The sequence below is a fragment of the Mesorhizobium sp. genome (assembly GCF_004963255.1).
Lineage (GTDB): Bacteria > Pseudomonadota > Alphaproteobacteria > Rhizobiales > Rhizobiaceae > Mesorhizobium.
In genome coordinates this window covers 22,782-47,478 of sequence record NZ_SUGA01000002.1, presented here as the reverse complement: position 1 = coordinate 47,478, position 24,697 = coordinate 22,782, and the positions used below count along the sequence as shown (strand labels likewise).

General features: G+C 63.4%; 26 protein-coding genes, 1 tRNA gene and 1 pseudogene. 14 read left to right on the top strand and 14 right to left on the bottom strand.

Annotated elements, in window-relative coordinates:
* The first annotated feature begins 389 nt into the window (after window positions 1-389).
* Window positions 390-2,195: an ABC transporter ATP-binding protein gene (locus tag E5X34_RS03105; protein ID WP_292560903.1), complete on the top strand. Its 1,806-nt coding sequence runs from the start codon at window positions 390-392 to the stop codon at window positions 2,193-2,195.
* 341 nt (window positions 2,196-2,536) lie between these two features.
* Complete coding sequence (locus E5X34_RS03100) at window positions 2,537-3,700, top strand: hypothetical protein (RefSeq protein WP_292560900.1); 1,164 nt, start codon at window positions 2,537-2,539, stop codon at window positions 3,698-3,700.
* A 3-nt stretch (window positions 3,701-3,703) separates the two neighbouring features.
* Here E5X34_RS03100 and E5X34_RS03095 read toward each other — a convergent pair whose 3' ends face one another.
* From E5X34_RS03095 to E5X34_RS03080, 4 genes are all read right to left on the bottom strand, one after another.
* A complete protein-coding gene (locus E5X34_RS03095) occupies window positions 3,704-4,192 on the bottom strand; it encodes an NUDIX hydrolase (protein WP_292560897.1) in 489 nt (162 codons plus the stop codon).
* Between the two features lie 199 nt (window positions 4,193-4,391).
* Window positions 4,392-4,892 (bottom strand): xanthine phosphoribosyltransferase, encoded by a 501-nt coding sequence (gpt, locus tag E5X34_RS03090; RefSeq protein WP_292560894.1) that lies wholly within the window; start codon window positions 4,890-4,892, stop codon window positions 4,392-4,394.
* Window positions 4,893-5,098: 206 nt separating this feature from the next.
* Window positions 5,099-5,932, bottom strand: a complete 834-nt coding sequence (locus E5X34_RS03085) for a universal stress protein (RefSeq protein ID WP_292560891.1) — start codon at window positions 5,930-5,932, stop codon at window positions 5,099-5,101.
* An 81-nt stretch (window positions 5,933-6,013) separates the two neighbouring features.
* A complete protein-coding gene (locus E5X34_RS03080) occupies window positions 6,014-6,754 on the bottom strand; it encodes a competence/damage-inducible protein A (protein ID WP_292560888.1) in 741 nt (246 codons plus the stop codon).
* Between the two features lie 128 nt (window positions 6,755-6,882).
* Between E5X34_RS03080 and E5X34_RS03075 the strand changes: the two genes are divergently transcribed.
* Window positions 6,883-7,857, top strand: coding sequence for an alpha/beta fold hydrolase (locus tag E5X34_RS03075; RefSeq protein WP_292560885.1), 975 nt, complete (start codon window positions 6,883-6,885; stop codon window positions 7,855-7,857).
* Between the two features lie 181 nt (window positions 7,858-8,038).
* Complete coding sequence (locus tag E5X34_RS03070) at window positions 8,039-8,314, top strand: hypothetical protein (RefSeq protein ID WP_292560882.1); 276 nt, start codon at window positions 8,039-8,041, stop codon at window positions 8,312-8,314.
* 209 nt (window positions 8,315-8,523) lie between these two features.
* Here E5X34_RS03070 and E5X34_RS03065 read toward each other — a convergent pair whose 3' ends face one another.
* From E5X34_RS03065 to E5X34_RS03055, 3 genes are all read right to left on the bottom strand, one after another.
* Complete coding sequence (locus E5X34_RS03065) at window positions 8,524-8,763, bottom strand: DUF2188 domain-containing protein (protein ID WP_042644408.1); 240 nt, start codon at window positions 8,761-8,763, stop codon at window positions 8,524-8,526.
* A gap of 118 nt (window positions 8,764-8,881) precedes the next feature.
* Window positions 8,882-9,160 (bottom strand): DUF982 domain-containing protein, encoded by a 279-nt coding sequence (locus tag E5X34_RS03060; RefSeq protein ID WP_112127664.1) that lies wholly within the window; start codon window positions 9,158-9,160, stop codon window positions 8,882-8,884.
* Window positions 9,161-9,302: 142 nt separating this feature from the next.
* Window positions 9,303-10,406, bottom strand: a complete 1,104-nt coding sequence (locus tag E5X34_RS03055; protein ID WP_292560879.1) for an NADH:flavin oxidoreductase/NADH oxidase — start codon at window positions 10,404-10,406, stop codon at window positions 9,303-9,305.
* Between the two features lie 152 nt (window positions 10,407-10,558).
* Here E5X34_RS03055 and E5X34_RS03050 point away from each other — a divergent pair, with 152 nt between their 5' ends.
* Complete coding sequence (locus E5X34_RS03050; RefSeq protein WP_042644414.1) at window positions 10,559-11,137, top strand: NUDIX domain-containing protein; 579 nt, start codon at window positions 10,559-10,561, stop codon at window positions 11,135-11,137.
* A gap of 91 nt (window positions 11,138-11,228) precedes the next feature.
* Here E5X34_RS03050 and E5X34_RS03045 read toward each other — a convergent pair.
* A tRNA-Leu gene (locus E5X34_RS03045) sits at window positions 11,229-11,314 on the bottom strand.
* A 180-nt stretch (window positions 11,315-11,494) separates the two neighbouring features.
* On the opposite strand from E5X34_RS03045, the gene E5X34_RS03040 reads away from it, so the two are divergent.
* Window positions 11,495-11,722, top strand: a complete 228-nt coding sequence (locus tag E5X34_RS03040) for a hypothetical protein (protein WP_292317202.1) — start codon at window positions 11,495-11,497, stop codon at window positions 11,720-11,722.
* Between the two features lie 253 nt (window positions 11,723-11,975).
* On the opposite strand, the gene E5X34_RS03035 is transcribed toward E5X34_RS03040, so the two are convergent.
* Window positions 11,976-12,632, bottom strand: a complete 657-nt coding sequence (locus tag E5X34_RS03035; RefSeq protein ID WP_292560875.1) for an outer membrane protein — start codon at window positions 12,630-12,632, stop codon at window positions 11,976-11,978.
* Window positions 12,633-12,791: 159 nt separating this feature from the next.
* Here E5X34_RS03035 and ade point away from each other — a divergent pair.
* Window positions 12,792-14,608: pseudogene (gene ade, locus E5X34_RS03030) on the top strand (adenine deaminase).
* Between the two features lie 12 nt (window positions 14,609-14,620).
* Here the strand turns inward: ade and E5X34_RS03025 are convergent.
* The gene (locus tag E5X34_RS03025) at window positions 14,621-15,781 is read right to left on the bottom strand and encodes an alpha/beta hydrolase (protein ID WP_292561625.1); all 1,161 of its coding nucleotides are present in this window, start codon (window positions 15,779-15,781) and stop codon (window positions 14,621-14,623) included.
* Between the two features lie 112 nt (window positions 15,782-15,893).
* Entirely contained in the window at window positions 15,894-16,970 is a 1,077-nt protein-coding gene (locus tag E5X34_RS03020; protein WP_292560872.1) for an alpha/beta hydrolase, read from the bottom strand.
* 232 nt (window positions 16,971-17,202) lie between these two features.
* Between E5X34_RS03020 and ilvA the strand changes: the two genes are divergently transcribed.
* Together ilvA and E5X34_RS03010 are read left to right on the top strand one after the other, a co-directional pair.
* Window positions 17,203-18,459 carry a threonine ammonia-lyase IlvA gene (gene ilvA, locus E5X34_RS03015; RefSeq protein WP_292560869.1) on the top strand — a complete coding sequence of 419 codons (1,257 nt, stop codon included), beginning with the start codon at window positions 17,203-17,205 and terminating at the stop codon, window positions 18,457-18,459.
* Window positions 18,456-19,016, top strand: a complete 561-nt coding sequence (locus tag E5X34_RS03010; RefSeq protein WP_292560865.1) for a DUF1697 domain-containing protein — start codon at window positions 18,456-18,458, stop codon at window positions 19,014-19,016. The genes ilvA and E5X34_RS03010 overlap by 4 nt, the downstream gene beginning before the upstream one ends.
* Window positions 19,017-19,026: 10 nt before the next feature.
* Here E5X34_RS03010 and E5X34_RS03005 read toward each other — a convergent pair whose 3' ends face one another.
* Together E5X34_RS03005 and gloA are read right to left on the bottom strand one after the other, a co-directional pair.
* Window positions 19,027-19,314, bottom strand: a complete 288-nt coding sequence (locus E5X34_RS03005) for a DUF2218 domain-containing protein (RefSeq protein ID WP_292560862.1) — start codon at window positions 19,312-19,314, stop codon at window positions 19,027-19,029.
* Window positions 19,315-19,436: 122 nt separating this feature from the next.
* The gene (gene gloA, locus E5X34_RS03000) at window positions 19,437-19,877 is read right to left on the bottom strand and encodes a lactoylglutathione lyase (RefSeq protein ID WP_040982345.1); all 441 of its coding nucleotides are present in this window, start codon (window positions 19,875-19,877) and stop codon (window positions 19,437-19,439) included.
* Between the two features lie 261 nt (window positions 19,878-20,138).
* Between gloA and E5X34_RS02995 the strand changes: the two genes are divergently transcribed.
* A complete protein-coding gene (locus tag E5X34_RS02995) occupies window positions 20,139-20,732 on the top strand; it encodes a cold-shock protein (RefSeq protein ID WP_126064639.1) in 594 nt (197 codons plus the stop codon).
* Between the two features lie 28 nt (window positions 20,733-20,760).
* Here E5X34_RS02995 and E5X34_RS02990 read toward each other — a convergent pair whose 3' ends face one another.
* A complete protein-coding gene (locus E5X34_RS02990; RefSeq protein WP_292560859.1) occupies window positions 20,761-21,699 on the bottom strand; it encodes a LysR family transcriptional regulator in 939 nt (312 codons plus the stop codon).
* 96 nt (window positions 21,700-21,795) lie between these two features.
* Between E5X34_RS02990 and E5X34_RS02985 the strand changes: the two genes are divergently transcribed.
* From E5X34_RS02985 to E5X34_RS02970, 4 genes are all read left to right on the top strand, one after another.
* Window positions 21,796-22,812: an NADP-dependent oxidoreductase gene (locus E5X34_RS02985; RefSeq protein WP_292560856.1), complete on the top strand. Its 1,017-nt coding sequence runs from the start codon at window positions 21,796-21,798 to the stop codon at window positions 22,810-22,812.
* A complete protein-coding gene (locus E5X34_RS02980; protein ID WP_292560853.1) occupies window positions 22,812-23,264 on the top strand; it encodes a hypothetical protein in 453 nt (150 codons plus the stop codon). Before E5X34_RS02985 ends, E5X34_RS02980 begins: the two co-directional genes overlap by 1 nt.
* A 149-nt stretch (window positions 23,265-23,413) precedes the next feature.
* The gene (locus E5X34_RS02975) at window positions 23,414-23,908 is read left to right on the top strand and encodes a DUF192 domain-containing protein (protein ID WP_292560850.1); all 495 of its coding nucleotides are present in this window, start codon (window positions 23,414-23,416) and stop codon (window positions 23,906-23,908) included.
* Window positions 23,909-23,924: 16 nt separating this feature from the next.
* Window positions 23,925-24,692, top strand: a complete 768-nt coding sequence (locus E5X34_RS02970; protein ID WP_292560848.1) for an alpha/beta hydrolase — start codon at window positions 23,925-23,927, stop codon at window positions 24,690-24,692.
* The last annotated feature ends 5 nt before the right edge of the window (window positions 24,693-24,697 follow it).

Here is a 24,697-nt window from a genome sequence, read left to right as displayed (position 1 = left end):
TTCTGCGCGGCATGCGCCAGCCCGCGCAACCCGCCGTTGTTGCAAATTCGTCTCAGTGCTTGGACCAGATGTCGTTTTGGCGACGGTCCGGCTTGGCGATCGGCCGATGCCTCCCTATAAGAACCTCTCCGCGATTCCCTTCCGGGAGGACCGTATGGCAGGATTTGATATCGTTATGCGAGGCCGCGAAGCGTAAGTCTGCTCGGGCTTTCCGAAGGTTTTTCGGAGGGCCGGACGCAGCGCAGGCATTGGCCGCTGCCGGTCGCCGCCTCAGGGCAGGCGGCCTACCATACTGAACCTCCCGCTCTTTTGAGGCGCCGCAGGGCGCGGATGCGGGTTTTCCAATTTGATTTTACCGGGACCGGGCTCGTTTGCGCCCGGATGACATCATGGCTCGTTTCAAGATCGATCTGCGCGCCGGCGCCTTTCGCAGCGTGCTCGGCTTCACGTTCAGCCACTGGCAGCGCCAGCCGTGGCGGCTTTCGCTCATCATGGGCGCATTCCTGCTCTCGACGCTGGCCGATGTGCTGACGCCCTTCTATTCCGGCCGCCTGGTCGACGCGGTCGCAAGCGGCGCCGGGACCGATGAAGTCGCCTGGAACGCGGCGATGACGGCGTTCTCGATCCTGATGGCGTTGGCGCTGGCAGGCGTCATGCTGCGCAATGTCGCCTTCCTTTGGATCGTCGAGCTGACGCTGAAGATGATGTCGGACATTGCCGCCGACGCCTTCCATCGGGTGCAGCGCTTCTCGACGGACTGGCACGCCAACAGCTTTGCCGGATCGACGGTGCGCAAGATCACGCGCGGCATGTGGGCGCTGGACCTGCTCAACGACACGATCCTGATCGCGCTGCTGCCATCGGTCGTCATGCTCGTCGGATCGACGCTGCTGCTCGGCTGGTTCTGGCCGCTGATGGGAGCTGTCGTGGCGGCCGGCTCGGTGCTGTTCATCGCCGTCACCGCGATGCTGTCGCTCGGCTATGTCGCGCCCGCCGCGCGGCTCGCCAACAGCTGGGACACGCGGCTGGGCGGCGCGCTGGCGGACGCGGTGAGCTGCAATGCGGTCGTCAAAGGCTTTGGCGCGGAGGCCCGCGAGGAAGCGCGGCTGGCGCGCGTGGTCGCCAAATGGCGGCTGCGCACCGGCCGCACCTGGATGCGCGGCACCGCCAACGGCACCACGCAAGGGGCGCTGCTGCTGGTCATGCGGGCGGCAGTCATCGGCCTTGCCCTCATCTTGTGGGCCTGGGGCCAGGCGAGCGCCGGCGACGTCGCCTTCGTGCTGACCTCGTTCTTCGTGCTGCAGGGCTATCTGCGCGACATCGGCACGCATATCCGCAACCTGCAGCGCTCGGTCAACGACATGGAGGAACTGGTCGACTTCCAGTCCGAGCCGCTCGGCATCGAGGACCGGCCCGGAGCTCGGCCGATCCGGATCACCGATGGGCGCGTCGCCTTCGACAAGGTGACGTTCCACTACGGCAACCATCTTCTGCCGCTCTACCGCGATTTCTCGGTCGACATCGCGGCTGGCGAGCGCATTGGACTGGTCGGGCATTCGGGCTCGGGCAAGACGACCTTCGTCAAGCTGATCCAGCGGCTCTATGACGTGAATGCCGGACGGATCCTGATTGACGGGCAGGACATCTCGCAGGTCGAGCAGGCATCGCTGCGCAGCCAGATCGCCATCGTCCAGCAGGAGCCGATCCTGTTCCACCGCTCGCTTGCCGAGAACATCGCCTATGCCAGGCCCGGCGCCAGCCAGGCCGAGATCGAGCATGCGGCGAAACTCGCCAGCGCGCATGATTTCATCACCAACCTGCCCAAGGGCTACGGAACCCTGGTCGGCGAGCGCGGCGTGAAGCTTTCTGGCGGTGAGCGGCAGCGCGTGGCGATCGCGCGAGCCTTCCTGGCGGATTCGCGCATCCTGATCCTGGACGAGGCGACATCGAGCCTCGATTCGGAATCGGAAGTGCTGATCCAGAGGGCGATGGAGCGGCTGATGGTGGGGCGCACGACCCTTGTCATCGCGCACCGGCTCTCGACGGTCCGGGCGCTCGACCGCCTGCTGGTCTTCGATCGCGGCCGTATCGCCGAAGAGGGGTCGCATGACGACCTGATCCGCCTCAATGGCGGCATCTACCGGCGGCTGTTCGAGCGGCAGGCGCTCGAACTGACCAAGGGCCTCGTCGCCTGAGGAAAGGGCGGCCCGGCTCCGGCCGGGCCGTCGATTGTCCGGCTCCGCTGCGGCAGCCAGATCAATCCAAGGTCTGCAACCGCGCTCTCGTCATGCGGCTTGAGTGAGGTAATGCGGCGTTCAAATTCGTCTCCATATACTTAAAGTTTTATTCATTTCATCAGCAACGCCGCGAGGGATACATTGTTTTAAACAGTTGTCGGCGTATACCTTCAGAAAGACAAGTCGGATCTGGCATGCGCAGCTCTCCTGAAGATTTCTACAGGCATGCCGGTCGTAAGGAGATTTCTTTGGAAATTGTAGGGTCTCACCCGCCGACAGAGGACCTTGCATAGGCATTCATGATGGATTTGGTCTCCGCAAATGCGGGTTCGAGAAAGACGCCGGCGCCGTCGGTGCCCGACCATGGCTCGGTGCGGCCGCTCGCCGCCGAAGATCTCGAGCGGGTCGCGGCACTCTTCCTGACGAAGTTCCGCCGTCGCCGCCTTCGCGATCACGCGGTCGCGCAGACGGCGGACTATATGAGAAAGCTCTATCTTGACGGCGGTGAGAACAAGGCACTTGTCCAGATAAACCCGCAGGGCGGTCTCGGCGGGTTCATGGGCGTTCTGAAAGCCCGCTATGAGCTCAATGGAAGGGCATTGAACGCCGCCATCATCGGTCCCTTCATGACCGATTCCAGCACCGATCACGGCTGGGCCGGGCCGCAATTGCTGCGTGCCCTGCATCAGGGCGAGTTCGATCTATATCTGACCGATTCGGCCAACCGGACATCCTTGGCCTTCGCGCGTCCGATGAAATATCAGCTCTTGCCGGTGCATTGTCTGGAATGGACCTGTGTTTTTCAGCCGGGCGCCATGGCCGCTGCCTTGCTGCAGCGTAAATGGCCCGGGCTGGCTCGGCTGCCGGTCGGCCCCTGCGGGCGGGCGTTCGATGCTCTCGCAGGAAGACGGCTCGAGCCCCCGGTCCAGCCTTCGTCGCCGCGACGGATCCACCATGAGCGGATCGATGCCGCGCGGTTTGCGGGGCGGCTGCCGGCCCTGATGTCCGATTATGCTCTTCGACCGAGCTGGAAGGATGGCGAACTGGCGCGGCTGCTCGCGCTGGCGGCCGAAAAGCAGGCCGACGGGCCACTTCATTTCGGCGGGACTTACGACGAAGCAGGCAAGATGGTCGGTTGTCATGCCTTCTACGGGCAGGCTGGCGGCATCGCGAACCTGTTGCAGATCCAGGCGCCCGGACCCCACTGGGGCGCGACGCTGGACGGCCTTATCGCGGCTGCCCGGGAGATGGGCTGCGTGGGCATAACCGGGCAGACACAAAGCAGGTTCCTGCCGCACCTCTTCGGCTACAACCGTCTCTTCTTCCGCTATGCCGGCGGCACGATGGTGCGCTCACGCATCGCCGAGGTTGCGGAAGCGGTCCGCGCCGGCGACATCTTTATCGGCGGATTGATGGGCGATCGCTGGACTCGGCTGAGTTCCGATGATTTCGGTCGCGTCTGACAATCAGATGAAAGTGTGCGGCGCGGCGCAAAAACCGGCAATGATCTGGCAAAGGTCCGGTTCATGGACCATTTGGACTGCTTCGATGGCGCCAACCCATTTGCGGGTCCGGGCGCGCTTCTCTTTCCAGCGGTCCGCGATGCGGTCGACATGCAGCGGAAACACCAGGACTTCGCAGGGCACTTCCTCGCCGGAGGCGAGGACCTTGGCATAGAAATAACGGCCGGCTTCAAGGTGCGAGATGGTGCCGCGCAAGCCGGCTTCCTCGCCTGCTTCACGGGCGGCCGCCTTGCAAAGCGGTTCCCTGGCCTCAGGCCAGCCCTTGGGCAGCACCCAGCGCCCGGTATCACGGCTGGTGATCAGCATGATCTCGACGCCGTCTTTGCCTTCACGCCAGGGCAGAGCGGCAACCTGCAGGCGGCAGGGCGCCTTGCCGAAGAGCCGCCGGACCCTTTCGGCCATCTGGTTGTGCGTTGTCGGCCTCGTCAACATCGAAGAAAGCTGCCCCAGCCTCCAGAATCGTTTGCCACCTCACGAATCTTACGGCGGATTATGAGCTTTAAAGGTAAAAAACTTCACTCCGTGGGAAAATGCCACCAGAAAAGGTCAATCTTACAAAGTAGACATGCTCATTGGTTCGACAACACGCCGCTCTTTTTGAGGTGGATTCTCTGGAAAATATGACGGCCATTCAGCCGACATGATCGTCCGCGATCGGCTTCTGGTATGTGAAGCCCATGTCCCAGGGAAAGTAGATCCAGGTGTCCTGGCTGACCTCGGTGACGAATGTATCGACCAGCGGGCGGCCCTTCGGTTTGGCATAGACGGTCGCGAAATGCGCCTTCGGCATCATGGCGCGCACGATCCCGGCCGTCTTGCCGGTATCGGTCAGGTCGTCGATGATCAGCACGCCGGCGCCGTCGTTGGCAAGCAGCGGCGGCGAAATCTCCTTGAGAACCTGAAGCTGACCCTGGCTGGTGTAGTCATGATAGGAAGCCACGCACACCGTCTCGATGATGCGGATGCCGAGCTCGCGTGCGATGATCGCCGCCGGCACCAGGCCGCCGCGCGTGATGCAGACGATCGCTTTCCATTGGCCCTTGCTGGCGCCGGAAAGCCGCCACGAAAGCGCGCGGGCGTCACGGTGGAACTGGTCCCAGGAGACGGGAAAGGCTTTTTCGGGAAGGGACATGGCTCACGCACTCCGCAAGGCGCGCCGTTGGCGCGCAGAAACACTGGAATGCAGGCGGAATTAGCCGGAAAGCGCCAGGCTTGGCAAGAGCAGGGGCCGGCAACGGCTGTGGACTTAAAATGCGCCGCGCTCAAACGGGTTCAAGCGACGCTCGTCAGACTTGCGCAGGCGTCGCCCTGAACCTTGCCCCCGCTTCCGAGGGATGCTCAACGCGAAAGGAAGGCCGCCACATTCGTCGTACGCAGCACCGTGCGGGTAACGCCGCCGAACAGAAGCTGGCGCAGCCAGGAGTGGCTGTAGGCGCCGAGCACCAGAAGATCGGCGCCGGATTCGGCGATCCTAGCCTGAATCATGTCATCGATCGAAGTGCCGCCGGATTTCTGCACGCAGACGCTGACATTGGCGCCGTGACGCGACAGCGCAGCTGCGATCTCGGCGCCGGCGGCTTCCGGAGATTCATCAAGCGTCTCCGGCGGGTCGATGACGAGAATGTCCGTCTTGTCGGCCTCGGCGATGAAGGGCAGGGCATCGAAGGCAGCGCGGGCCGCTTCCTTGCTGCCGTTCCAGGCAAGCAGCACACGTCTGAAGGTCGTGACCAGCGGCCCGGCATGGGGCACGACCAGCACCGGCCGGCCGGCATCGTAGACCAGCGTGTCGACATCGGCGCTCGGGTCGCCGCCGGTATCGCGCTGCGCTGCGATGATCAGATCGGCGGCGCGCACGCTCGTTATGCCGGTCAGCGCGCTGTCGCCGGAGAAGCTTTCCAGGCTTCGCCATTCGAAGGACAGGCCGGATTCCTCGGTCCGCTTTAGGAAATAGGCCTGCAGCTTGTCGGCGCGCTCCTTGTTCATCTCGGCCGAGACCTGCAGGAATTCGGTGTCCGGGAAGCCGGTGGCCGACGTGTAGGGAACGGGCAACGCCTCGGCATGGATGCCCACGAGATGGCTCTCGAACCTTTCGGCAAGCGGAAGGGCGCAATCGAGAACACGCTCGGCGTCCTGCTCGTTCTGCAAAATGGCGACAATTGTCTTGAAGCGCATGGCCGGTCCCTCAATTGTTTGCGCTACGCGTGGCAGCAAGGGAACGCCTCAGCGCGTTGACTGGTTCCAGCCGAAGGCCGGTCAGCCCGCCTTGGCGAAGCCCGCCACCATCGCCTCGACATCCTTGCGCGCGGCCTCGAGGGCTTCCTCGCTGCGGGCGCGCACGACGAGCTCGGTCCAGAACTTGCCGTCACCATATTTGGGATAGGAGCCGATGATGGTGTCGGGATGCGTCTTCTGGATATCGGCCAGCGGCCCCCCGATCAGGCCCTCGCCAAAGGGGCAGTGCACCGTGGCCGACAGCATTTTGGTGCCGGCCCTGAGCGTCGGCACGACATTGTCGAGCATGGCCTGGAAGATCGACGGCACGCCCGCCATGACATGGACGTTGCCGATGCGGAAGCCCGGCGCGACGGAGACGGGATTGTCGATATGGTCGGCGCCGCGCGGCATGCGCGCCATGCGCTTGCGCGCTTCGGTGAATTCGATGCCGCGCCCGGCATAGCTCGCCTCGAGCAGGGCGTAAGCCTTGGCGTCATACTCGCAGGGCACGCCGAAAGCCTTGGCGATCGAGTCGGCGGTGATGTCGTCATGCGTGGGGCCGATGCCGCCGGTGGTGAAGACGTAGGTATAACGGGCGCGCACGGCATTCACCGCCGCAACGATCTCGTCCTCCTCGTCGGGGACGATGCGCACCTCTTTCAGATCGATGCCGATCGCCGTCATGATGTCGGCGAGATGGCCGATATTCTTGTCTTTGGTGCGGCCGGAGAGGATTTCGTCGCCGATGACGAGCATGGCGGCGGTGACGATTTCAGGCATGGCGGACTCCGGCGCAAAAGCTCCCCTGAGATAACGCGCGCTGAGGCTGGCCGCAATGCGGAAGCCGGATGCGCTTGTGGCGGCGGCCGTTGCGGATATGGTGCGGTCGGTCGGGAGCGGATGAAACCATGCTGATATTGATTGTCCTGTGGCTGCTCGCTGGCTTGCTCGCCGCGGCCGCCCTTGTCGTGCTTGCCCTGATGCTCGCGACATGGCGGATCGCGGCGAAGGCTGAAAGGCTGGTGCCGGCTTGCGGAAAGTTCATCGAGATCGACGGCAACCGCATTCATTATGTGGAAGAAGGCGAGGGCAGGCCGATCGTTTTCCTGCATGGGTTGGGCGCCCAACTTCACCATTTCCGTCATACGCTGTTCGGACGCTTCGGCACCGGCTACCGCCTGATCGCGCTCGACCGGCCGGGCTCGGGCTATTCGGTTCGGGCAAGGAGCGCGACCGGCCGGCTGCCCGAACAGGCGGACATCGTGCGGCGCTTCATCGAGGAACTGCGGTTGGAACGACCTTTGATCGTCGGCCATTCGCTGGGCGGCGCCGTTGCGCTTGCGCTCGCTACCGAGCATCCGACGGCGATTTCCGGCGTCGCGCTGCTGTCGCCGCTGACGCATCTCGAAGCGAGGATAGGTCGGCGGTTCGACCTGCTCTATGTTCCATCGCCGCTGCTGCGCCGGGTCCTGGCCTATATGGCGGCGATACCGCTTAGCCTTCGTTACGCGCAGCCGACGCTGAGATTCATCTTCGCGCCGCAAGCGGTTCCCGCGGACTACATGATCGCCGGCGGCGGATGGCTCGGGTTGCGCCCGTCCCATTATTTCGCCACATCCACCGATGTCGTGGCCGTGGAACGGGACCTTGGCCAAATCGAACGGCGTTATCGCGACATAGCGATGCCGGCTGGCATTCTGTTCGGCACGGACGATCGTGTGATCGGCGAGACCGTTCATGGCGAACCGATGCTGGACAAGATCAGCGGCCTCGACTTTGAACGGGTCGAAGGTCTCGGCCACATGCCGCAATTCGTGGAGCCCGAACGGGTCGCGGCCTTTATCCAACGTGTCGCCGCGCGTGGTTTCGCCAGCGCGAGATGATTTCGGCTAACGCCCCGCGCTGCAGCCCACGGCCGTTCACGAAACGTCACATAAATGTGTCGGGCATTCCGTCCTACCCGCAATTTCCGGTGGAACTTTAGGCCCCGCCGCAGGGTTTCGGTCGTATCGCTGTGGGGCTTCGGCCCCACATGTTTTGCGATCGAGAGAATGGAGAAATCCGATGCTTACAAGACTTATCGCAGCTTCGGCGCTGGTGCTGGCCATGGGCGGCGCGGCCACGGCGCAGTCATCAGATGACTGGTGGTGGTGGCACCGCGACCATCGTCCCGCCGCGAGCGAGCAAGTAGACCCCTATAGGACCGGCAGCATCAATGGGGGCTCAGGGCTGAGCACCTCCGGCAACAGCACAGGAGCCATAGGACCGTGCGCGGACACCACGCCGGGGCCGGACGCCAATTCACAACAGAACGTCAACGATAATTACTGCGGCAAATAGAGTCGCATAGTCGCCGGTGGCCGGTATGAAGCCTCGGGCTTTGCCGGTCGCGGAGGCCCCTCAGTTCTTAGTCCGGGCGTTTCACCGTTTCACGGAAACGGCGAGGCGCCCCATACTGCGCTTTTTACGCGACCCCGAACGAAGGCTGCGCCGAAGGCGCCGAGCCCGACCACACACTTTTCCCCGACCACACACTTTTCCTGGAGTGTCTAGTCCGATACTTCGGTCTGCGGCCGGTCGCGGCCGTCGGCAAGCTCATCGTGCCACTTTCCTTCGGCATCCTCATACTGGATGCCGTCCGTGGTTCCGGCGACCTGCTGCTCGGACGAGGCGATTTCTGCGGCGCGCAGCGCCTCCTGGTGAGTACGGAAAGTCTCGGAAAACGTGGAGCCGACCTTGTAGGCCCAGCCGCCATCATGCTCGACGATCTTGTAAGTCAGCTTCGCCATGAAATCCTCCGGTTAAGAACCGTGCTAGCACGTTTCACCGTTTCACGGAAACGGCGAAACGCTCTTTGTTTCTACGCAATTCCAGACGGAAAACCGATCACAGTTTTCCTGGAATTGCTCAGTGCAGCTTTCCGTCGGGCAGCCTGTCTTCGGGGACCAGCACTTCCGATTCCCTGGCCGCCTCGATAAGGGCGCGACGTGCGTCCGCTGGCGAACGATACCCTTCCAGCGCTTTGAGGCAAGTGTCGAGAGCATCACGATGGCGCTCGCCGCGATTGAGCGGCCAAACGGTCATCAGGCACTCGGCGGCCTCGCGGGTGCTGCTGATCTGGCGGTATTTGCCGACATGGCCGAGCTCGACCACCACCGGCTTCTCAAAAGGTTTGCTGTCTATCATGGCCGCCAACGTAAAGCGGCCAAATTGGTTGCAGTTGTGGCGAGTATCCTGCGCCCAAACGTCTCAGGACCCCGCTGACTTCTGGTTTCGCTTAAACGCGATTCCGGACGGAAAATCGCGTCGCACTTTTCCCGGAATTACTCTAGCCGGCGGCCTTCATCCAATGCCGCATTGTCGTCACCGAACGCGCCAGCTGGGGCGCCGGATGGATTTCCTCGCCGAACGCCGCCGCCGCGCGCCAGCCCCAGCGCGGGTCGGCGAGGAAGGCGCGGGCCAGCGCCACCATGTCGGCACGGCCACCGGCGACGATCGCCTCGGCCTGGCTCGGATCGTCGATCAGCCCCACGGCGCGCGTCGGAATGCCGGCGCCCTTGCGCACGGCTTCGGCCAGATGCACCTGGTAGCCGGGGCCGGGCGGCACCTGCTGCAGGGGCGAATTGCCGCCGCTGGAGCAGCAGATATAGGCGACGCCCTCGGCCTTCAGCGCCTTGGCCACCTCGATCGCGTCCTCGACGTCGAAACCGCCGTCGACCCATTCCTTCACCGAAAGGCGCGCGCCCAGCATCATGGACGGGGCGGCCTTCCTGACCGCCCTGGCGATTTCGACCGCGAAGCGCATGCGGTTTTCGAGCGACCCGCCCCAGCGGTCCGTCCGCTGGTTGGAGAGCGGCGAGAGGAACTGGAAGATCAGATAGCCATGCGCGGCGTGCAGTTCGGCGAAATCGAAGCCGGCGCGTTCGGCGCGCACGGCCGACTGCGCAAAACGCGCGATGAGCTCAAGAATCTCCTCATCCTCCAACGCGTGCGGCACATTCCAGCCCGTGTCATAGGCAATGGCCGAGGCAGAAACCGTCTGCCAGGGATCTTCGCCGGGCTGCAGCGGACCGCCGCCTTCCCAGGGTCTGCGGTTGGAGGCCTTGCGACCGGCATGGGCAAGCTGGACGCCGAACTTCGTGCCGGGCGCGGCGACGCGCCTGGCGGCGTCGAGCGTGCGCTTGGCGGCCGCCTCGTTGTCGTCCGAATAGAGGCCGAGGCAGCCATGCGTGATGCGCCCGCGCCGCTCGACATCGGTCATCTCGACGGTGACCATGCCGGCGCCCGACATTGCCAGGTTCATCCAGTGATGGAGATGCCAGTCGCTGGCGGAGCCGTCCTCGGCCGAATACTGGCACATGGGGGCGACCGCGATGCGATTGGGGAAGGTGAGGTCGCCGAGGGTGATCGGCTGGAAAAGCGATGACGTCATGAACGGGCTCCTGGAGAGATACCGCTATCTAGGCAGTCGCGGCGCGTCACGCCAGACACGAGCCGGTGAAACTGCCGCTGGACCAGCCGGTTTCCCGGATTGCGTAGAGGCGCTTTCGTCGCTACCCCTTTGCCGCCACCAAGGAGATCATCATGGAAGATCGCATTCGCATCCGTTCCGAAGAGGTCCTTTCGGACGACTGGGCGGTGCTGAAGAAGACAGTGCTCGACTATCGCCGCCGCGACGGGCGGTGGGAGACGCAGATCCGCCAGACCTATGATCGCGGCGACGGCGCGGTGATCCTGCCGTTCGATCCGCAGCGCTCGACCGTGCTCCTGGTGCGGCAGTTCCGCTTCCCGGCTTACGCCGTAGGTCACCGCGAGCCGCTGATCGAGGCCTGCGCCGGGCTGCTCGACGAAAACGATCCCGAAACCGCCATTCGCAAGGAAGCGGAGGAGGAACTGGGTTACCGGTTGAAGGACATCGAACGACTGTTCGCGCCATTCATGAGCCCTGGCAGCGTGACGGAACGGCTCTGGTTCTTCACCGCGCGCTATTCGCCGGCCGATCGCATTTCCGACGGCGGCGGCGCGCCGGAGGAGGGCGAGGACATCGAGGTTCTGGAAATACCTTTAGACGAGGCGCTGGCCGCCATCGCCGACGGCCGCATCGTCGACGCCAAGACGATCATCCTGATCCAGCACTTGAAGCTCAACCCGATCAAGGCTTGAGCCTGTCTTCGGCTACGATGCTTCGGCGTTGGTGGCCTGTCGCCGAAGCTCCTCCGCCAAGGCTTCGGAGGACACATCGAAGAGCGAAGGTTGGTGCGGACGACGGGAATCGAACCCGTACGATCAGAGATCGAGGGATTTTAAGTCCCTTGCGTCTACCAATTCCGCCACGTCCGCAGGCGTGTCCTTTTCAGATGCCTGATATGAGCCGTCAAGCGATGTTTCCGATCGTGCGCAGTTTGCGCGGGCGATCCATCGCGTAGATTTAACATTAGTGATGTTTAAAATGCCAAGTCCCGCAAACCGATCTCATTAGCCTTTTTGTGCAAGCATAGGGCCGGTTTTGATGGTGGGACCATGCGTGGGGCGGGCTGGATCAGGGGGCTCAGGGAGGCGGAAGCGCGACAGCTGCGCGGGGAGATCGACCGGCTCGAACGAGGGCTGATCGAGGCCGCCAATTCGAAGGCCAAATGGAACCTGCATGAGGTCGCGCATACGCTGCGCTGGCAAAAGGCACGGCTGCGGCGCCTGGAGGAGTGCCTCGCCGCCATGCCTGAGGGAAAGAGGGCTTCGGACCGATCCTGACCGGGCGTCCGCAAGCAATCAGCGAAGCATGCCGCTATATCGCCGAGGCGGGCAGGGCGGTTGGAAAGTGGCGCGATCGCGGAATTACCATCTGCTAAAGGAACGCTAGGGTTCACCGCGGCGGATCGATCCGCCGAGGCCGGCGTCCATCAGGCCCCTACCCATTCCCCCGCCCCCTGCGGGCGCCGGCCACCTGAATTTGCAAAAATTGATGCGCGAGAGGTCCTCCGCATCGGCGCCACGGCGGCAAGCCTCAGAATTTATAGCTGAAATTCACGCCCAGCGTCTGGAGCTTCACGTCCTGATCGCGCTCGGTGAAAGTGTCCGAAGCGTCGAAATGCTCCTTGCCGAAATCGTAGTAGCGGTATTGCGCGCCGACAACGACATTATTGGTCAAGGCATAGTCGACGCCGGCGCCGAGCGTCCAGCCGGTGCTGGTACGGGTGCGGGCAAAGCTTGTGCCCGCCGTCTGCGAGGTTTCGATGCCGGCGAACGCGACGCCGCCAATGCCATAGATCAGCAGGCGATCCATGGCGTAGCCGGCCTTGGCATTGACCGATCCAAACCACTTGACGTCGGTGCCGAATGTGTTGGCCAGGCCCGCATCGGCTGCGCCGTCGATCGAGGCGTAGTTGAGGTCGGCCTCGGCGCCGAGCACCGCCTGGTCGAACTGCCAGAGCCCCGCGACGTGGCCCCCGACGAAACCGCCGTCGATGTCGGGCTTAACCGAACCGCCGTCGACGCTGATGTCGGACCGACCCCAGCCATAGCCGGCCTGCATGCCGGCATAATAGCCGGTCCAGTCGAAGCCAGGCGCGGTCATCGGCAGATCAGCACCCAGATCCGCCGCCAAGGCAGACCCGGACAGCAGGGCAAGAAAGCCGGCACTGGCGAGCGTCAGTCGACGCATCGAGCACTCCGAAATGGCGGTTCCGAAAGACTCCTCGAGAAAGACTAGCCCCTTTCGTCGCTGAACGGAATTGCATCTCTGCAACAGTGGTTTACGACCTGATGCTCTGGCCCCAGGCACCGACATTTGCCAAAGTGCCTCATGCAGAGGAACTCGCCAATGACGAACGCCAAGCCGACTAGCACCGTAAAGCCGAAGCCGTGGACGGAGGTGGCGACACATCTGGTCGATGTCGCGATGGGCCGAAAGCCCGCGGATCTGGTCATCCGCAACGGGCGCTGGGTGAATGTCCATTCGGGCGAGATCATACCCGGCACGGACATCGCCATCGCCGCCGGGCGCTTCGCCTATTGTGGGCCGAATGCCAGCCATGCCATCGGGCCGGGGACCAAGGTCGTCGATGCCGGCGGGCGCTATCTGGCGCCCGGCCTTTGCGATGCGCATATGCATGTCGAAAGCGGCATGGTGACGGTGACGGAGTTCTGCCGCGCGGTGATCCCGCATGGCACCACCTCGATGTTCATCGATCCGCACGAGATCGCCAATGTGCTCGGACTAACGGGAGTCAGGCTGATGCATGACGAGGCGGTGGCGATGCCGATCAACGTGCATGTGCAGATGCCGTCTTGCGTGCCGTCGGCGCCGGGACTGGAGCATGCCGGCGCCGAATTGACGGTCGCCGACGTGGCCGAGGCCATGACATGGGAAAACATCATCGGGCTTGGCGAGGTGATGAATTTCCCCGGCGTCGCCGCCAACAATCCGGTGATGTCGGGCGAGATTGCCGAGACCGTCAAGGCCGGCAAGACGGTCGGAGGGCATTATGCGTCGCCCGATCTAGGCCTGCCGTTCCACGGCTATGTCGCCGGTGGCGCGGAGGACGACCATGAAGGCACGCGCGCCGAGGACGCGATCGCGCGCGTGCGCCAGGGCATGAAGGCGATGCTGCGGCTGGGGTCGGCCTGGTACGACGTCGCGGCGCAGATCAAAGCGGTGACCGAAGGCGGCATCGACCCGCGCAACTTCATCTTGTGCACCGATGACAGCCATTCCGGCACGCTGGTGCACGAAGGCCATATGGACCGGGTGGTGCGGCATGCCATCCAACAGGGCCTGAAGCCGGTGACGGCGATCCAGATGGCGACGCTCAACACCGCGCAGCATTTCAGGCTGGAGCGCGAGATCGGCTCGATCGCGCCGGGGAGGCTGGCCGACCTGTTGATCGTGTCCGATCTCGCCGAGATGCGGATTGACGAGGTCTATGGTCGGGGTGTGAGGCTGGCCAAGGCCGGCAAGCTCGAGATCGACATTCCGGCCTATGACTATCCCAAATCCGCGAAGAATACGGTCAAGCTCGGCAAGACGCTCGCGGCGAAGGATTTCGACATTGCGGCCCCGCAGGGCGCCAACGAGGTGCGGGCGCGGGTGATCGGCGTGATCGAGAACCAGGCGCCGACGCGGGCTCTCGAAGCCGACCTGCCGGTCGAGGACGGGTTGGTCGCCATGGATCGGCGCAACGACATCTGTCAGATCGCCCTGGTCGAGCGCCATCGCGGCACGGGCGGCGTCACCAACGCCTTCGTCTCCGGTTTCGGCTATGTGGAGGACTGCGCGATGGCGTCGAGCGTGGCGCATGACGCGCACCACATCATCGTCGTCGGCACCAACAAGCAAGACATGGCTTTGGCCGTCAACCGGCGGGCGAGGTGGGGGGAGGCGTGGTGCTCTATTCCAAGGGTAAGGAACTGGCGCTGGTCGAGATGCCGATCGCCGGCTTGATGTCCGACGAACGCGCCGAGATCGTCGCGGCGAAGGCCGAGCAACTGACCGCGGCCATGCGCAAGGTCGGCTGCTCGCTCAACAACGCCTATATGCAGCACTCGCTGCTTGCGCTGGTGGTCATTCCGGAGCTCAGGATATCGGATGTCGGCCTTGTCGACGTGACGACCTTCCAGAAGGTCGATCTTTTTATCTGAGCGGGACCGGCGCTATTCGCCGCCGGTGGCTATGGTCAGCACTTTGAACGGCGTGGTGATGACCACTTCGGCGACCGATCCCACGGCTTTGCCGAGCCCTTGGCCGATATTGTCCAACCCGGCTCCCTGAGGTTCGCCCGCTCGCAGGGCTGCCGGCGTGCGCAGCCGGTCGCCAAGCAATTGCACCAGGATCGGGTTATCGGCGAATTTGGCATGGTTCAAACGGTCGCCGCCTTTGGTGTTGGTCAGATCCGCAACAACCACGCCGTAACTCGCGAGATCGGCCGCATTGCCGTAGTCGCCGACGCGCGGCTTGTCGCCGGAGATGAAGCTCGACAGCTTCAGCGCGCGGTCGTCGCCTGAAAGCAGGATGGCGAAGGGCTTGTCGGGCTTGCCGTAGCGGATCATCTGCTTCTTGAAGACGTCGACGTCGATGTCCGGCGACGCCAGAACGACATAGCCGAGCTTGCCGTTCAGATCGCGGTCGCCGGTGATGGCGAGCTGGCGCAGCGCTTCCATCGTCAGCCAGGTGCCCATCGAATGGGCGATGATGTCGATGCTCTTGACGCGTGTTTTGGCGAGCATCCGCAGCGTCGCCTCGAGGTCGTCGCGCGCTGCGGTCGAACTGTCCTTGTCGTAGATGTAGCCGGTGGTCTTGCCGCTCGATGCCCAGGAAAACAGCACCGGCGTGCCCGGATATTTGGCGTCATGCGCTATCTGCGTGATGCGATAGACGCCGTCGTCAAAACCATTGTTGAAACCGTGCACGAACACCAAAGCGCGGTCGCCGCGCATGGAGATGTCGGCGCCGATCGCCTTGGCGAATTGCTGCGCGTCGCCATAGTGGACGACGTCGGTGGCCGTGAACTGCTTGGCGGGGTTGGAGTCGGCCGAGCCCTTGGCGCGCTCGATCGCGCCGACCTGGTGGATCTTCGGCACGGTGACGTCGACGCGGGCGTAACTGGTGGTCAGCGAACGGTCGCCGTCGAACACCTGGCGCGGGTCCTTGGTCGCCTGCTGGCGGGTGGTGGCGACGAAGATCTCATGCGTGGCGGCAATGTCGGAGGCTGGCGCGCTAACGGGCTTGCGATTGAGAAGGTCGTGCGCGCTCTGGCCGGCGCAGCCGCTGACGGCAAGCGCAAACGCAAGTCCAAGCACAATCCTAACAAGCAAGATCACCCGGGATCCCCCAAGGGCGGCAAACCTCTCCGACTATTCCGATAAAGCCAGACGGCGGCCGGGTCCAGTTCAAAGTCTGTGCAAGGCCAAAACTGCGCGGTTGGGACTACTGCGCCGCCAGTTGGCGAATGCGGTCGGTGACGTCGCGGTCGCTGGCAAAGCCGTCGTCCTCGCGCAGCCGCTGACCGATCATCTGCACCATCATCGGATTGTCGGCGAACTTGGTGTGATTGAAGCTGTCGCCGCCCTTCATCTTGGAAAGGTCGACCACCGTGACGCCATAGGAGGCGAGGTCGGCGGCGTCCCGATAGTCGCCGACGCGCGGCCGCGAGCCGGCGATCAGGCCGGAGAGCCTGAGCGCCCGGTCGTCATCCGACAGGAGCAGGATGAAGGGCTTGTCCGGCTTGCCGTAGCGGCGCATCTGGCTCTTGAAGACGTCGACATCGATATCGGGCGATGCGAGCACCACGTCGCCCAGCTTGCCGCTGAGGTCGCGGTCGCCGGTGATGGCGAGCTGGCGCAGCGTTTCCATCGTCACCCAGGTTCCCATCGAATGGGCGACGATGTCGATGCGCCGGGCGCCGGTCTGCGCCAGCATCCTGAGCGTCACTTCCAACTGGTCGCGGGCGGCGGCGGCACTTTCCTTGTCATAGACATAATCGGTGGTCTTGGCGCCTGACGCCCAGGAGAACAGCACCGGCGTGCCGGGATAGCCGGAATCATGGACGATCTGGGTGAGCCTGTAGACGGCGTCGTCGAAGCCGGTGTTGTAGCCATGGACAAAGACCATCACACGTCCGCCGCGGGCGTCGATGTCGGCGTTGAGGGCGCTGGTGAATTTCGGCTGCGTGTCGTAGCCGACGACTTCCGAGGCCATGAAATACTTGGTCGGATCGTCCGACTTGCCGCGCGAGCGGCGCTCGATCTGGCCGGTCTGGTGAACCGGCGGAACGGTGACGTTGACACGGGCGTAGTTGAGCGTCGCTGAGCGCTCGCCGTCGAAGACCTTGTTCGGATCGTCGGACCGCTTGCGCGTGGTGGCGATGAAGATCGAATGGTTGCCCGCGATCTCGGTCGCCTGGGTCGGCACGACCACGCTGCCCAGGATTTCCTGCGTCTGGGGACCCGCGCAGCCTGCCGTCAGCAGCGCAAGGGCAATGATGAAAATCGTCTTCAACCGCACGTCGACACTTCCGCTGCAATTCCACTTCGGCCGCGATTGGCCGTCCACCTCCGCGGAAATCTCCCGGACAGCCGAAGTGCGGCTAAAGTAAGTCGTGTCCAGCGGAAATCCGCTCAGCGCCGGGCGAGGACCATCGGGGTGTTGCGCGAAAGCCAAAAGGGCGGCAGGAAGGTTGCGGGCACCGGCAGGGGTGCTGGCGCGTGCCGGCGAGATCGAAAATGAGGGACTTGTAGTGAACAGCTTTTCCGCCCGCGTCGCTATGGCCGCCGAAGCGATCCGCGAGATCTTTCCGGAAACGCCGCTCCAGGAGAACGACTATCTGTCGAAGAAGACCGGCGCCCGCGTGCTGTTGAAGCGCGAGGACCTGACGCCGGTGCGCTCCTACAAGATCAGGGGCGCCTTCAATTTCTTCCGCAAGGCGCTTGCCGCCGGCAACAAGGCCGAGCTGTTCGTCTGCGCCTCCGCCGGCAACCATGCGCAGGGCTTTGCCTTTGTCTGCCGCCATTTCGGCAAGAAGGGCGTTGTGTTCATGCCGGTGACGACGCCGCAGCAGAAGATCGACAAGACGCGGCTGTTCGGCGGCGATTTCGTCGAGATCAGGCTGGTCGGCGACTTCTTCGACGATTGCTACCGCGCCGCCTTCGAATTCACCGAAAGCGCCGGTGCGCATATGGTGCCGCCCTTTGACCACAAAGACATCATCGAGGGCCAGGCGACGGTCGCCTATGAGATCGCGGCGCAGATGCCGGGCGGGCGCGTGCCCGACATCGTCATGCTGCCGGTGGGCGGCGGCGGCCTTGCCGCCGGCGTGACCCACTATTTCGCCGACCAGCATCGCGACCCGCGTTTCGTGTTCTGCGAGCCTGCCGGCGCGCCGAGCCTGCGTGAAAGCTTGGCCAGCGGCAAGCGGGTGAAGCTCGCCAAGGTCGATAATTTCGTCGACGGCGCCGCGGTGGCGGAGATCGGCCGCGAGCCGTTGCGCCACCTCAAGGACTTCACCGCCGACGCCGTGCGGCTGGTTCCGGAGAACCGGCTCTGCGCCACCATGATCGAGATGCTCAATGTCGAGGGCGTCGTGCTGGAGCCGGCCGGCGCGCTGGCTATCGACGCGCTGAAGGATTTTTCGCGCAAGGAGATCAGGGGCAAGACCATCGTCGCGGTCGTATCCGGCGGCAATTTCGACTTCGAGCGGCTGCCGGACGTGAAGGAGCGGGCGCTGCGCTTCGAGGGGCTGAAGAAGTATTTCATCATCCGCTTCCCGCAGCGGCCTGGCGCATTGCGCGATTTCCTCGAAATGCTCGGTCCCGACGACGACATCGCCCGCTTCGAATATCTGAAGAAGTCGGCGCGCAATTTCGGCTCGGTGCTGATCGGCATCGAGACCAAGGACCGGCGCAATTTCGACCTGCTGAAGGCCAATTTCGACGCCGAGGGCGTGCAGTATCAGGATATCACCGACAACGAGACCCTGGCGGGCTTCATCATATGAGCGAAAAACAAGGCACGGTCTTCGTCGCGTTGTTTTCCGGCTTCAATGTCGGTGGCAACCGCATCGTCAAGATGGCGGAGCTCAAAGCCTTCTTCGAGGGCCTCGGCTTCACCGATGTCGCGACCTATGTACAGAGCGGCAATGTCGTGTTCCGGGCGAAGAAAGGGGATGCGGCAGCGCTCACCAAGGAGATCGAGGCGGCCTTCGAGAAGAAATGGGGTTTCAATTCGCGCATCATGGTGCGCGATGCCGGCTGGTTCGAGCGGCTGGTGAAGGACAATCCCTATCCCGAGATCGTCGGGGAGCCGACCAAGCTGCATGCCTATGCGCTGGAGCGCGAGCCGACGGCCGAGGAGACGCAGCGGCTCGCCGACAAATGCACCGGCCCCGAGCGCTTCGAGATCAAGGGCGACGTGCTTTACCTGCACGCGCCGGACGGGCTCGGCAGATCGGTGTTTGCCAATCTGATCCCGCGCACCTTGAAGGTGCCTGGCACGGCGCGAAACTGGCGCAGCGTGTTGGCGTTACTCGAGATGGCCGGTAAGGCCAACGGCTGATCGCCGATTGTCAGGCGGCCTTTTGCCAGTCGAAAGTCAATTCCTCGCGGAAGGCGAAGCGCTTGATATGGTCGGCGACCACGCTCTCCAACCGGTCCAGCGAAGCTTCATCGTCGGCGGCCAGAGCAATGTGCAGCGCCTGATCGTCGGCGTCCATGACGGTGCGGCCGATCGAGAGCTGGATAGCGCCGTGGCGCGGGTCGAACTCGACCGGGAATTTGTGCGACCAGTGCTTGCAGAGCTGCTGCAGATAGCGGCTGGCATGTTCGGTGGCGACATCGGCGCGGCTGGTCGGCATGAAATTCCCCTGGCGCATGAAGAAACGCCAGCCTGAATGAGGCTGGCGCCAATTCCCGGTAGATAGGCAGCATCTGGCGAAACGCCAGCGGCGGCGGTCAAATCGGCGCGGATCGCCGGGTTTTACCAGACGCCCGTATTCGCCATCGACGCCCAAGGTTCGGCCTTTGCCTTGGCCGGACCTTTCTGCAAGAGCTCGATCGAGATGCCGTCCGGCGAGCGGATGAAGGCCATGTTGCCGTCGCGCGGCGGACGGTTGATGGTCACGCCATTGTCCATCAACTTCTGGCAGGTGGCGTAGATGTCGTCGACCTCATAGGCGAGGTGGCCGAAATTGCGGCCGCCCTTGTAGTCCTCCGGGTCCCAATTGTAGGTCAGCTCGACCAGCGGCGCCTTCTCGTTGATGCCACTCTGCTCGTCTTCGGGCGCGGCGAGGAAGATCAGCGTGTAGCGGCCCTGCTCGTTTTCGTAGCGGCGGACCTCCTTCAGGCCGAGCTTGTTGCAGTAGAAATCGAGCGATTGGTCGATATCGGCGACGCGGACCATTGTGTGCAGATAGCGCATGGCGGCTTCCTCGGCTTGTTGGGGTTGTGAGGCACCATAGGGGCCACCCGGCGAAAGGGCAATCGTCCGACAATAGCGGCGGCGGGATCGGTTTTTAGGGCCTCGCCATTCGTCTTCGGGAAGCGCCGGCAAACAACAATTCAGCCTTTCCGGTGCTGAACGGTGAAAAAAGGCACGTCAGCCCTTGCACACCCCGGAAGCCGCAGTGTTAATCTCTCGGCAAGAATCAGTTGCAGTCGATTTGAAAAAGGGGGCATTCTTATGGGGGAAAAAGCCTCTTTCACGAGGCGGGACGGAAGCCTTGACGACGCCTTGAAGCGGGACAATGGCGGCGACTCCGCCGAGCTTGTCGAAATCGCCGGGGCTATCAAATGGTTCGACGTGGCCAAGGGCTACGGCTTCATCCTTCCGGACGACGGCGTCTCGGGTGACATCCTCCTCCATGTGACTTGTCTTCGAAAGGACGGCTTCCAGACGGCGCTCGAGGGTGCGCGGGTCGTCTGCCTGGTGAAACAGGGCGAGCGCGGATTGCAGGCTTTCCGCGTCCTGTCCATGGATGCTTCGACGGCCGTCCATCCGGCAGAGCAGGAACAGCGCACCCATGTTACCGTGAGCCCGGAGAGCGGCCTCGAGCGGGCGTTGGTCAAGTGGTTCAATCGCACCAAGGGTTTCGGCTTCCTGACGCGGGGCGAGGGAACCGAAGATATCTTCGTCCACATGGAAACCTTGCGGCGCTACGGCATAACCGAGCTCCGGCCCGGCCAGGTCGTGCTGGTGCGCTTCGGACGTGGCGACAAAGGCCTTATGGCCGCCGAAATCCACCCCGATATGGGCACCTTGTCGGTCTCGCATTAGCAGCAAGGCCGGGATCTGGGCGCCGACCTCAAAACGACAGACCGGCGCCGGCGTTCATTCGTTCCTGAAAGGCTTCCCGCAGTTGCATCAAGAATGCACGCAAGGCGGGATTGGCGCGGCGGCTTTCGGGCCAGAGCGCCGTGATGTTATGGCGCTCCACCGCGAAGGCGGAAAGCACTGGAACGAGTTCGCCGCGCGCCACATGGGATGCCGTGAGGAATGACGCGCTCATACCAATGCCGCCGCCGGCCGCGAGTGCCGCGATCAAAGCATCGCTGACGTCGACGACAATGCCGGCAGTTGGAACGATTTCAATCTCTTGGCCTCCGACCCGAAAGGGCCAGCGGAAGGTCTGGCCGGTGCTCTGGTAGCGGAGATTGACGAGATCGTGTCCCTCGAGCTCGCTCGGATGCATCGGAGTGCCACGCCTTGCCAGATAGGCTGGCGATGCGAAGCAACAGAGCCGATGCGGCGCCAGCTTCCGCGACAACAGGCGCGTGTCCGGAAGTTCACCGATCCGGACGGTGACATCGATCCCTTCCTCGATGATATCCACCATCTGGTCATTGAGCCGTAGATCGACCGCCACCTTTGGGTGACTTCTGCGAAACGCCGGCAATGCGGGTGCGATCACGTGAACGCCGATCGGCAGGGACGCGGCAACCCGCAAGGTGCCCGACGGCTCCGAGCGCGCCGTCATCGCGACTTGCTCGATCTCTTCCACATCGCGTAGCAGCCGCAGCGCGCGTTCATGCAGTTCGCGCCCCTCCGGCGTGAGCGTCAGTGTGCGGGTCGTGCGGGTGAAGAGCGAGATGCCAAGATGCCGTTCGAGGCGCTGCACGCTTTTGCTGACGGCCGAGGGAGAGATCGACAGGGAGCGCGCTGCGGCGGTGTAGCTGCCCATAGATCCAGCGCGCGCGAACGCGATCAGGCCGGTCAGTCGCTCCAACGACATTTGTTCCTTCATGGCATTATTAAAGCGAAAATCGCAGCAATTAACAACTTGCGTTCACGAGATTAACTAGCCGGTGTAGCAGCCGACGCCGGCCTTTGGAGAATCTCGATGAGCCAGATGATGAAAGCGATACGTCAGCATATGTTCGGTGGCCCCGAGGTGCTGGTTTACGAGGTCGCCCCGAAGCCGGAGGTGGGGCCGGGCGAGGTGCTTGTGCGTGTCCACGCGGTCGGCCTCAATCCCCCCGATTGGTATCTGCGCGACGGGTATAAGACGCTGCCTCCCGAGTGGCGGCCGCAAGTGTCATTCCCCTTGATCCTGGGAACCGACATCTCTGGCGTCGTCGTCGCCATCGCCAGCGATGTGAAGGGTTTTTCCGTCGGAGACGAAGTCTACTCGATGGTGCGCTTCCCGTCCGGCATGGCGGGAGGCAGCAGAGCTTACGCCGAGTTCATCAGCGTCCCGGCGGCGGACCTCGCTCTCAAGCCGGCCGGAATTGACCATGTGCACGCTGCCGGAGCGCCGATGTCGTTGCTCACGGCATGGCAGTTCATGGTCGAACTGGGCCACGATGAGCCAAACCCGCTCCAGCCCAGTCGGCATGCGCCCGTGCCGCTCGACGGCAGGACAGTCCTCGTGAATGGCGCCGCCGGCGGCGTCGGTCATTTCGCGGTGCAGGTCGCGAAGCTCAAAGGCGCTCATGTCATCGCGGTCGCGTCAACCAGGCACGAGGCTCTTCTGCGCAATCTCGGCGCCGACGAGTTTATCGACTACACAAAGGCTCCCCCGGAGGACACGGTGCGGGATATCGACCTTGTCATCGACGCCGTGGGCGGGCCCGCCAGCAATCGCTTCCTGCAGGTGCTGAAGCGGGGTGGAGCCCTGTTCCCCGTATTCCCTCTGGGCTTTGCCGGTGGCGAGGATGCGGAGAAGCTGGGCGTTACGGTCTCTGCAACTCAGGTCCGTTCGAGCGGGAGCCAGTTGTCGGAAGTCGGGCGGTTGCTCGATGACGGGACGATCCGGGTCATTGTCGACAGCATCTATTCCCTTGCCGATGCGCGAAAAGCGCACGAGCGGGCATCGAAGGGCCATATCCAAGGCAAGATTGTGCTCGAGGTGAAGTGATGACCAAGCCAAAGCTCCATCTTGGAACCATGGCTTGGTTCAAAATGATTGGCACATTGATGTGCGAGCAGGCTTCAACTGCCCCGCTGCCGCAAGAGATGAACGTGTCGTTGGTGGAACGCTACAGTGACGGAGCAGAACTGGCCGCTGGCCTTTTCCAAGGCATCCGATTTGATCTCATCGCTGGGAAACCGTGGTTTCGTGCCGGGGTTTTAGCAGGCGAACGGGGAGATGTGACAATCGAAGTAACGATCGCCGCCTCGCGGAAGCTAAACGCCTTGCGCAGCACCGATCCCAACTATCTCGCCGCTATCGACTGCCTTCAGGCCGCCGGTCAAATGCGGGTGGACGGGGATCTTTCCCGGATCGGTGACTGGCTGAAAGCCGTCCACGACCCAATTGTGGACCGGACAATTCAGCCGTTGAGCCAAAGCTCTCTCTGTTGGGGATAGCCGTTGGCAATCAAAGGCGACGTTGGAGAGCATTGAGTGTTGGTCGTTCGTCTCAGCCGCGGAGCCGCCACGCCACGATCATCCTGTCCGAAAACCGGTTCCACTTCCGCGGATCATGGTTTAGGACGAGCGTCTGGACGAGGTACCCCATGGCTCATCGCAATTGGCTGACTGCGGGCGCGCTCTGCGCCGCGATCGTTTTCGCCGCCTGTTTCATGGCCGCGAAGCCGAGTTCGGCGGATGCGATGCTGCTGCCCATCGACCGGACGCCGCTGGTGGTTGCGACCGGTTCGGGCGAGCGTTCCTTCTCCGTCGAGATCGCCGACACTTCCGCGGAGCGGGAGGCGGGCCTGATGTTTCGCCGGACGATGGCAGACGATCACGGCATGTTGTTCGTCTTCGACAGAACCGATGTGGTGGATTTCTGGATGAAGAACACGCCGATGGCTCTCGACCTCGTGTTTGTCGGCGAGGACGGCCGGATCAAGGCGATCAAGCGCGGCGAGCCCGAGTCCGAGGCGATCATCTCACCCGGACAGCCCGTGCGCTTCGTGCTTGAGCTGAAGGCAGGCACGGCCGCCAGGGACGGCATCAAGGAAGGCGATCTTTTGCGCCATCCGGCCATCGGCGCCGGATCCAACTGAAAAGCAGTTTCTGCCGATGCAATTCCTTTCGCATGACGGTTTCGAACTCGCCTATCTCGATCGCCAGCCGGCCTCGGGGCAGGGCGACCCCGTGCTGATGATCCATGGCTTTGCCTCCAGCCACTATGTCAACTGGGTCTCGCCGGGCTGGTTCAAGACGCTGAACGACGCGGGCTACCGGGCGATTGCCTTCGACAATCGCGGCCATGGCTCGTCGTCGAAGAGTTATGACGAGGCCGATTACACGCCGGCCAAGATGGCTTCCGATGCGGCCGCGCTGCTCGATCACCTCGGCATCGAACGCGCCCATGTCATGGGCTATTCGATGGGCGCGCGGGTTTCGGCCTTCCTGGCGCTCTCCGACCCGCAGAAGGTCGCGACGCTGGTGTTCGGCGGCCTCGGCATCGGCATGGTCGACGGCGTCGGCGACTGGGACCCGATCGCGGCGGCGCTGTTGGCGGAAGACCCTTCGCAAAACACGCATCCGCGCGGCCGCTCCTTCCGCGCCTTTGCAGACCAGACCCGCAGCGACAGGCGCGCTCTCGCGGCGTGCATCGCAACTTCGCGCGAGCTGCTCAGCGAGGACGACATGGCGCGCATCGCCCAGCCGACGCTGATCGCGGTCGGCACCAAGGACGATATCGGCGGCTCGCCGGACGAGCTCGCCGCGCTGATGCCCAATGCCAGGGCGTTCTACATCGAGGGACGCGACCATATGCTCGCCGTCGGCGACAAGAGCTTCAAGCAGCGCGTGCTCGAGTTCTACGCCGAATACCCGCTCTGAGCGCG

What these genes read in the sequence shown, in the direction of transcription:
- E5X34_RS03105 (WP_292560903.1), top strand. Translation starts at nt 390, where the DNA reads ATGGCTCGTTTCAAGATCGATCTGCGCGCCGGCGCCTTTCGCAGCGTG.
- E5X34_RS03100 (WP_292560900.1), top strand. Translation starts at nt 2,537, where the DNA reads ATGATGGATTTGGTCTCCGCAAATGCGGGTTCGAGAAAGACGCCGGCG.
- E5X34_RS03095 (WP_292560897.1), bottom strand. Translation starts at nt 4,192, where the DNA reads ATGTTGACGAGGCCGACAACGCACAACCAGATGGCCGAAAGGGTCCGG.
- gpt (WP_292560894.1), bottom strand. Translation starts at nt 4,892, where the DNA reads ATGTCCCTTCCCGAAAAAGCCTTTCCCGTCTCCTGGGACCAGTTCCAC.
- E5X34_RS03085 (WP_292560891.1), bottom strand. Translation starts at nt 5,932, where the DNA reads ATGCGCTTCAAGACAATTGTCGCCATTTTGCAGAACGAGCAGGACGCC.
- E5X34_RS03080 (WP_292560888.1), bottom strand. Translation starts at nt 6,754, where the DNA reads ATGCCTGAAATCGTCACCGCCGCCATGCTCGTCATCGGCGACGAAATC.
- E5X34_RS03075 (WP_292560885.1), top strand. Translation starts at nt 6,883, where the DNA reads ATGCTGATATTGATTGTCCTGTGGCTGCTCGCTGGCTTGCTCGCCGCG.
- E5X34_RS03070 (WP_292560882.1), top strand. Translation starts at nt 8,039, where the DNA reads ATGCTTACAAGACTTATCGCAGCTTCGGCGCTGGTGCTGGCCATGGGC.
- E5X34_RS03065 (WP_042644408.1), bottom strand. Translation starts at nt 8,763, where the DNA reads ATGGCGAAGCTGACTTACAAGATCGTCGAGCATGATGGCGGCTGGGCC.
- E5X34_RS03060 (WP_112127664.1), bottom strand. Translation starts at nt 9,160, where the DNA reads ATGATAGACAGCAAACCTTTTGAGAAGCCGGTGGTGGTCGAGCTCGGC.
- E5X34_RS03055 (WP_292560879.1), bottom strand. Translation starts at nt 10,406, where the DNA reads ATGACGTCATCGCTTTTCCAGCCGATCACCCTCGGCGACCTCACCTTC.
- E5X34_RS03050 (WP_042644414.1), top strand. Translation starts at nt 10,559, where the DNA reads ATGGAAGATCGCATTCGCATCCGTTCCGAAGAGGTCCTTTCGGACGAC.
- E5X34_RS03040 (WP_292317202.1), top strand. Translation starts at nt 11,495, where the DNA reads ATGCGTGGGGCGGGCTGGATCAGGGGGCTCAGGGAGGCGGAAGCGCGA.
- E5X34_RS03035 (WP_292560875.1), bottom strand. Translation starts at nt 12,632, where the DNA reads ATGCGTCGACTGACGCTCGCCAGTGCCGGCTTTCTTGCCCTGCTGTCC.
- E5X34_RS03010 (WP_292560865.1), top strand. Translation starts at nt 18,456, where the DNA reads ATGAGCGAAAAACAAGGCACGGTCTTCGTCGCGTTGTTTTCCGGCTTC.
- E5X34_RS03005 (WP_292560862.1), bottom strand. Translation starts at nt 19,314, where the DNA reads ATGCCGACCAGCCGCGCCGATGTCGCCACCGAACATGCCAGCCGCTAT.
- gloA (WP_040982345.1), bottom strand. Translation starts at nt 19,877, where the DNA reads ATGCGCTATCTGCACACAATGGTCCGCGTCGCCGATATCGACCAATCG.
- E5X34_RS02995 (WP_126064639.1), top strand. Translation starts at nt 20,139, where the DNA reads ATGGGGGAAAAAGCCTCTTTCACGAGGCGGGACGGAAGCCTTGACGAC.
- E5X34_RS02990 (WP_292560859.1), bottom strand. Translation starts at nt 21,699, where the DNA reads ATGAAGGAACAAATGTCGTTGGAGCGACTGACCGGCCTGATCGCGTTC.
- E5X34_RS02985 (WP_292560856.1), top strand. Translation starts at nt 21,796, where the DNA reads ATGAGCCAGATGATGAAAGCGATACGTCAGCATATGTTCGGTGGCCCC.
- E5X34_RS02980 (WP_292560853.1), top strand. Translation starts at nt 22,812, where the DNA reads ATGACCAAGCCAAAGCTCCATCTTGGAACCATGGCTTGGTTCAAAATG.
- E5X34_RS02975 (WP_292560850.1), top strand. Translation starts at nt 23,414, where the DNA reads ATGGCTCATCGCAATTGGCTGACTGCGGGCGCGCTCTGCGCCGCGATC.
- E5X34_RS02970 (WP_292560848.1), top strand. Translation starts at nt 23,925, where the DNA reads ATGCAATTCCTTTCGCATGACGGTTTCGAACTCGCCTATCTCGATCGC.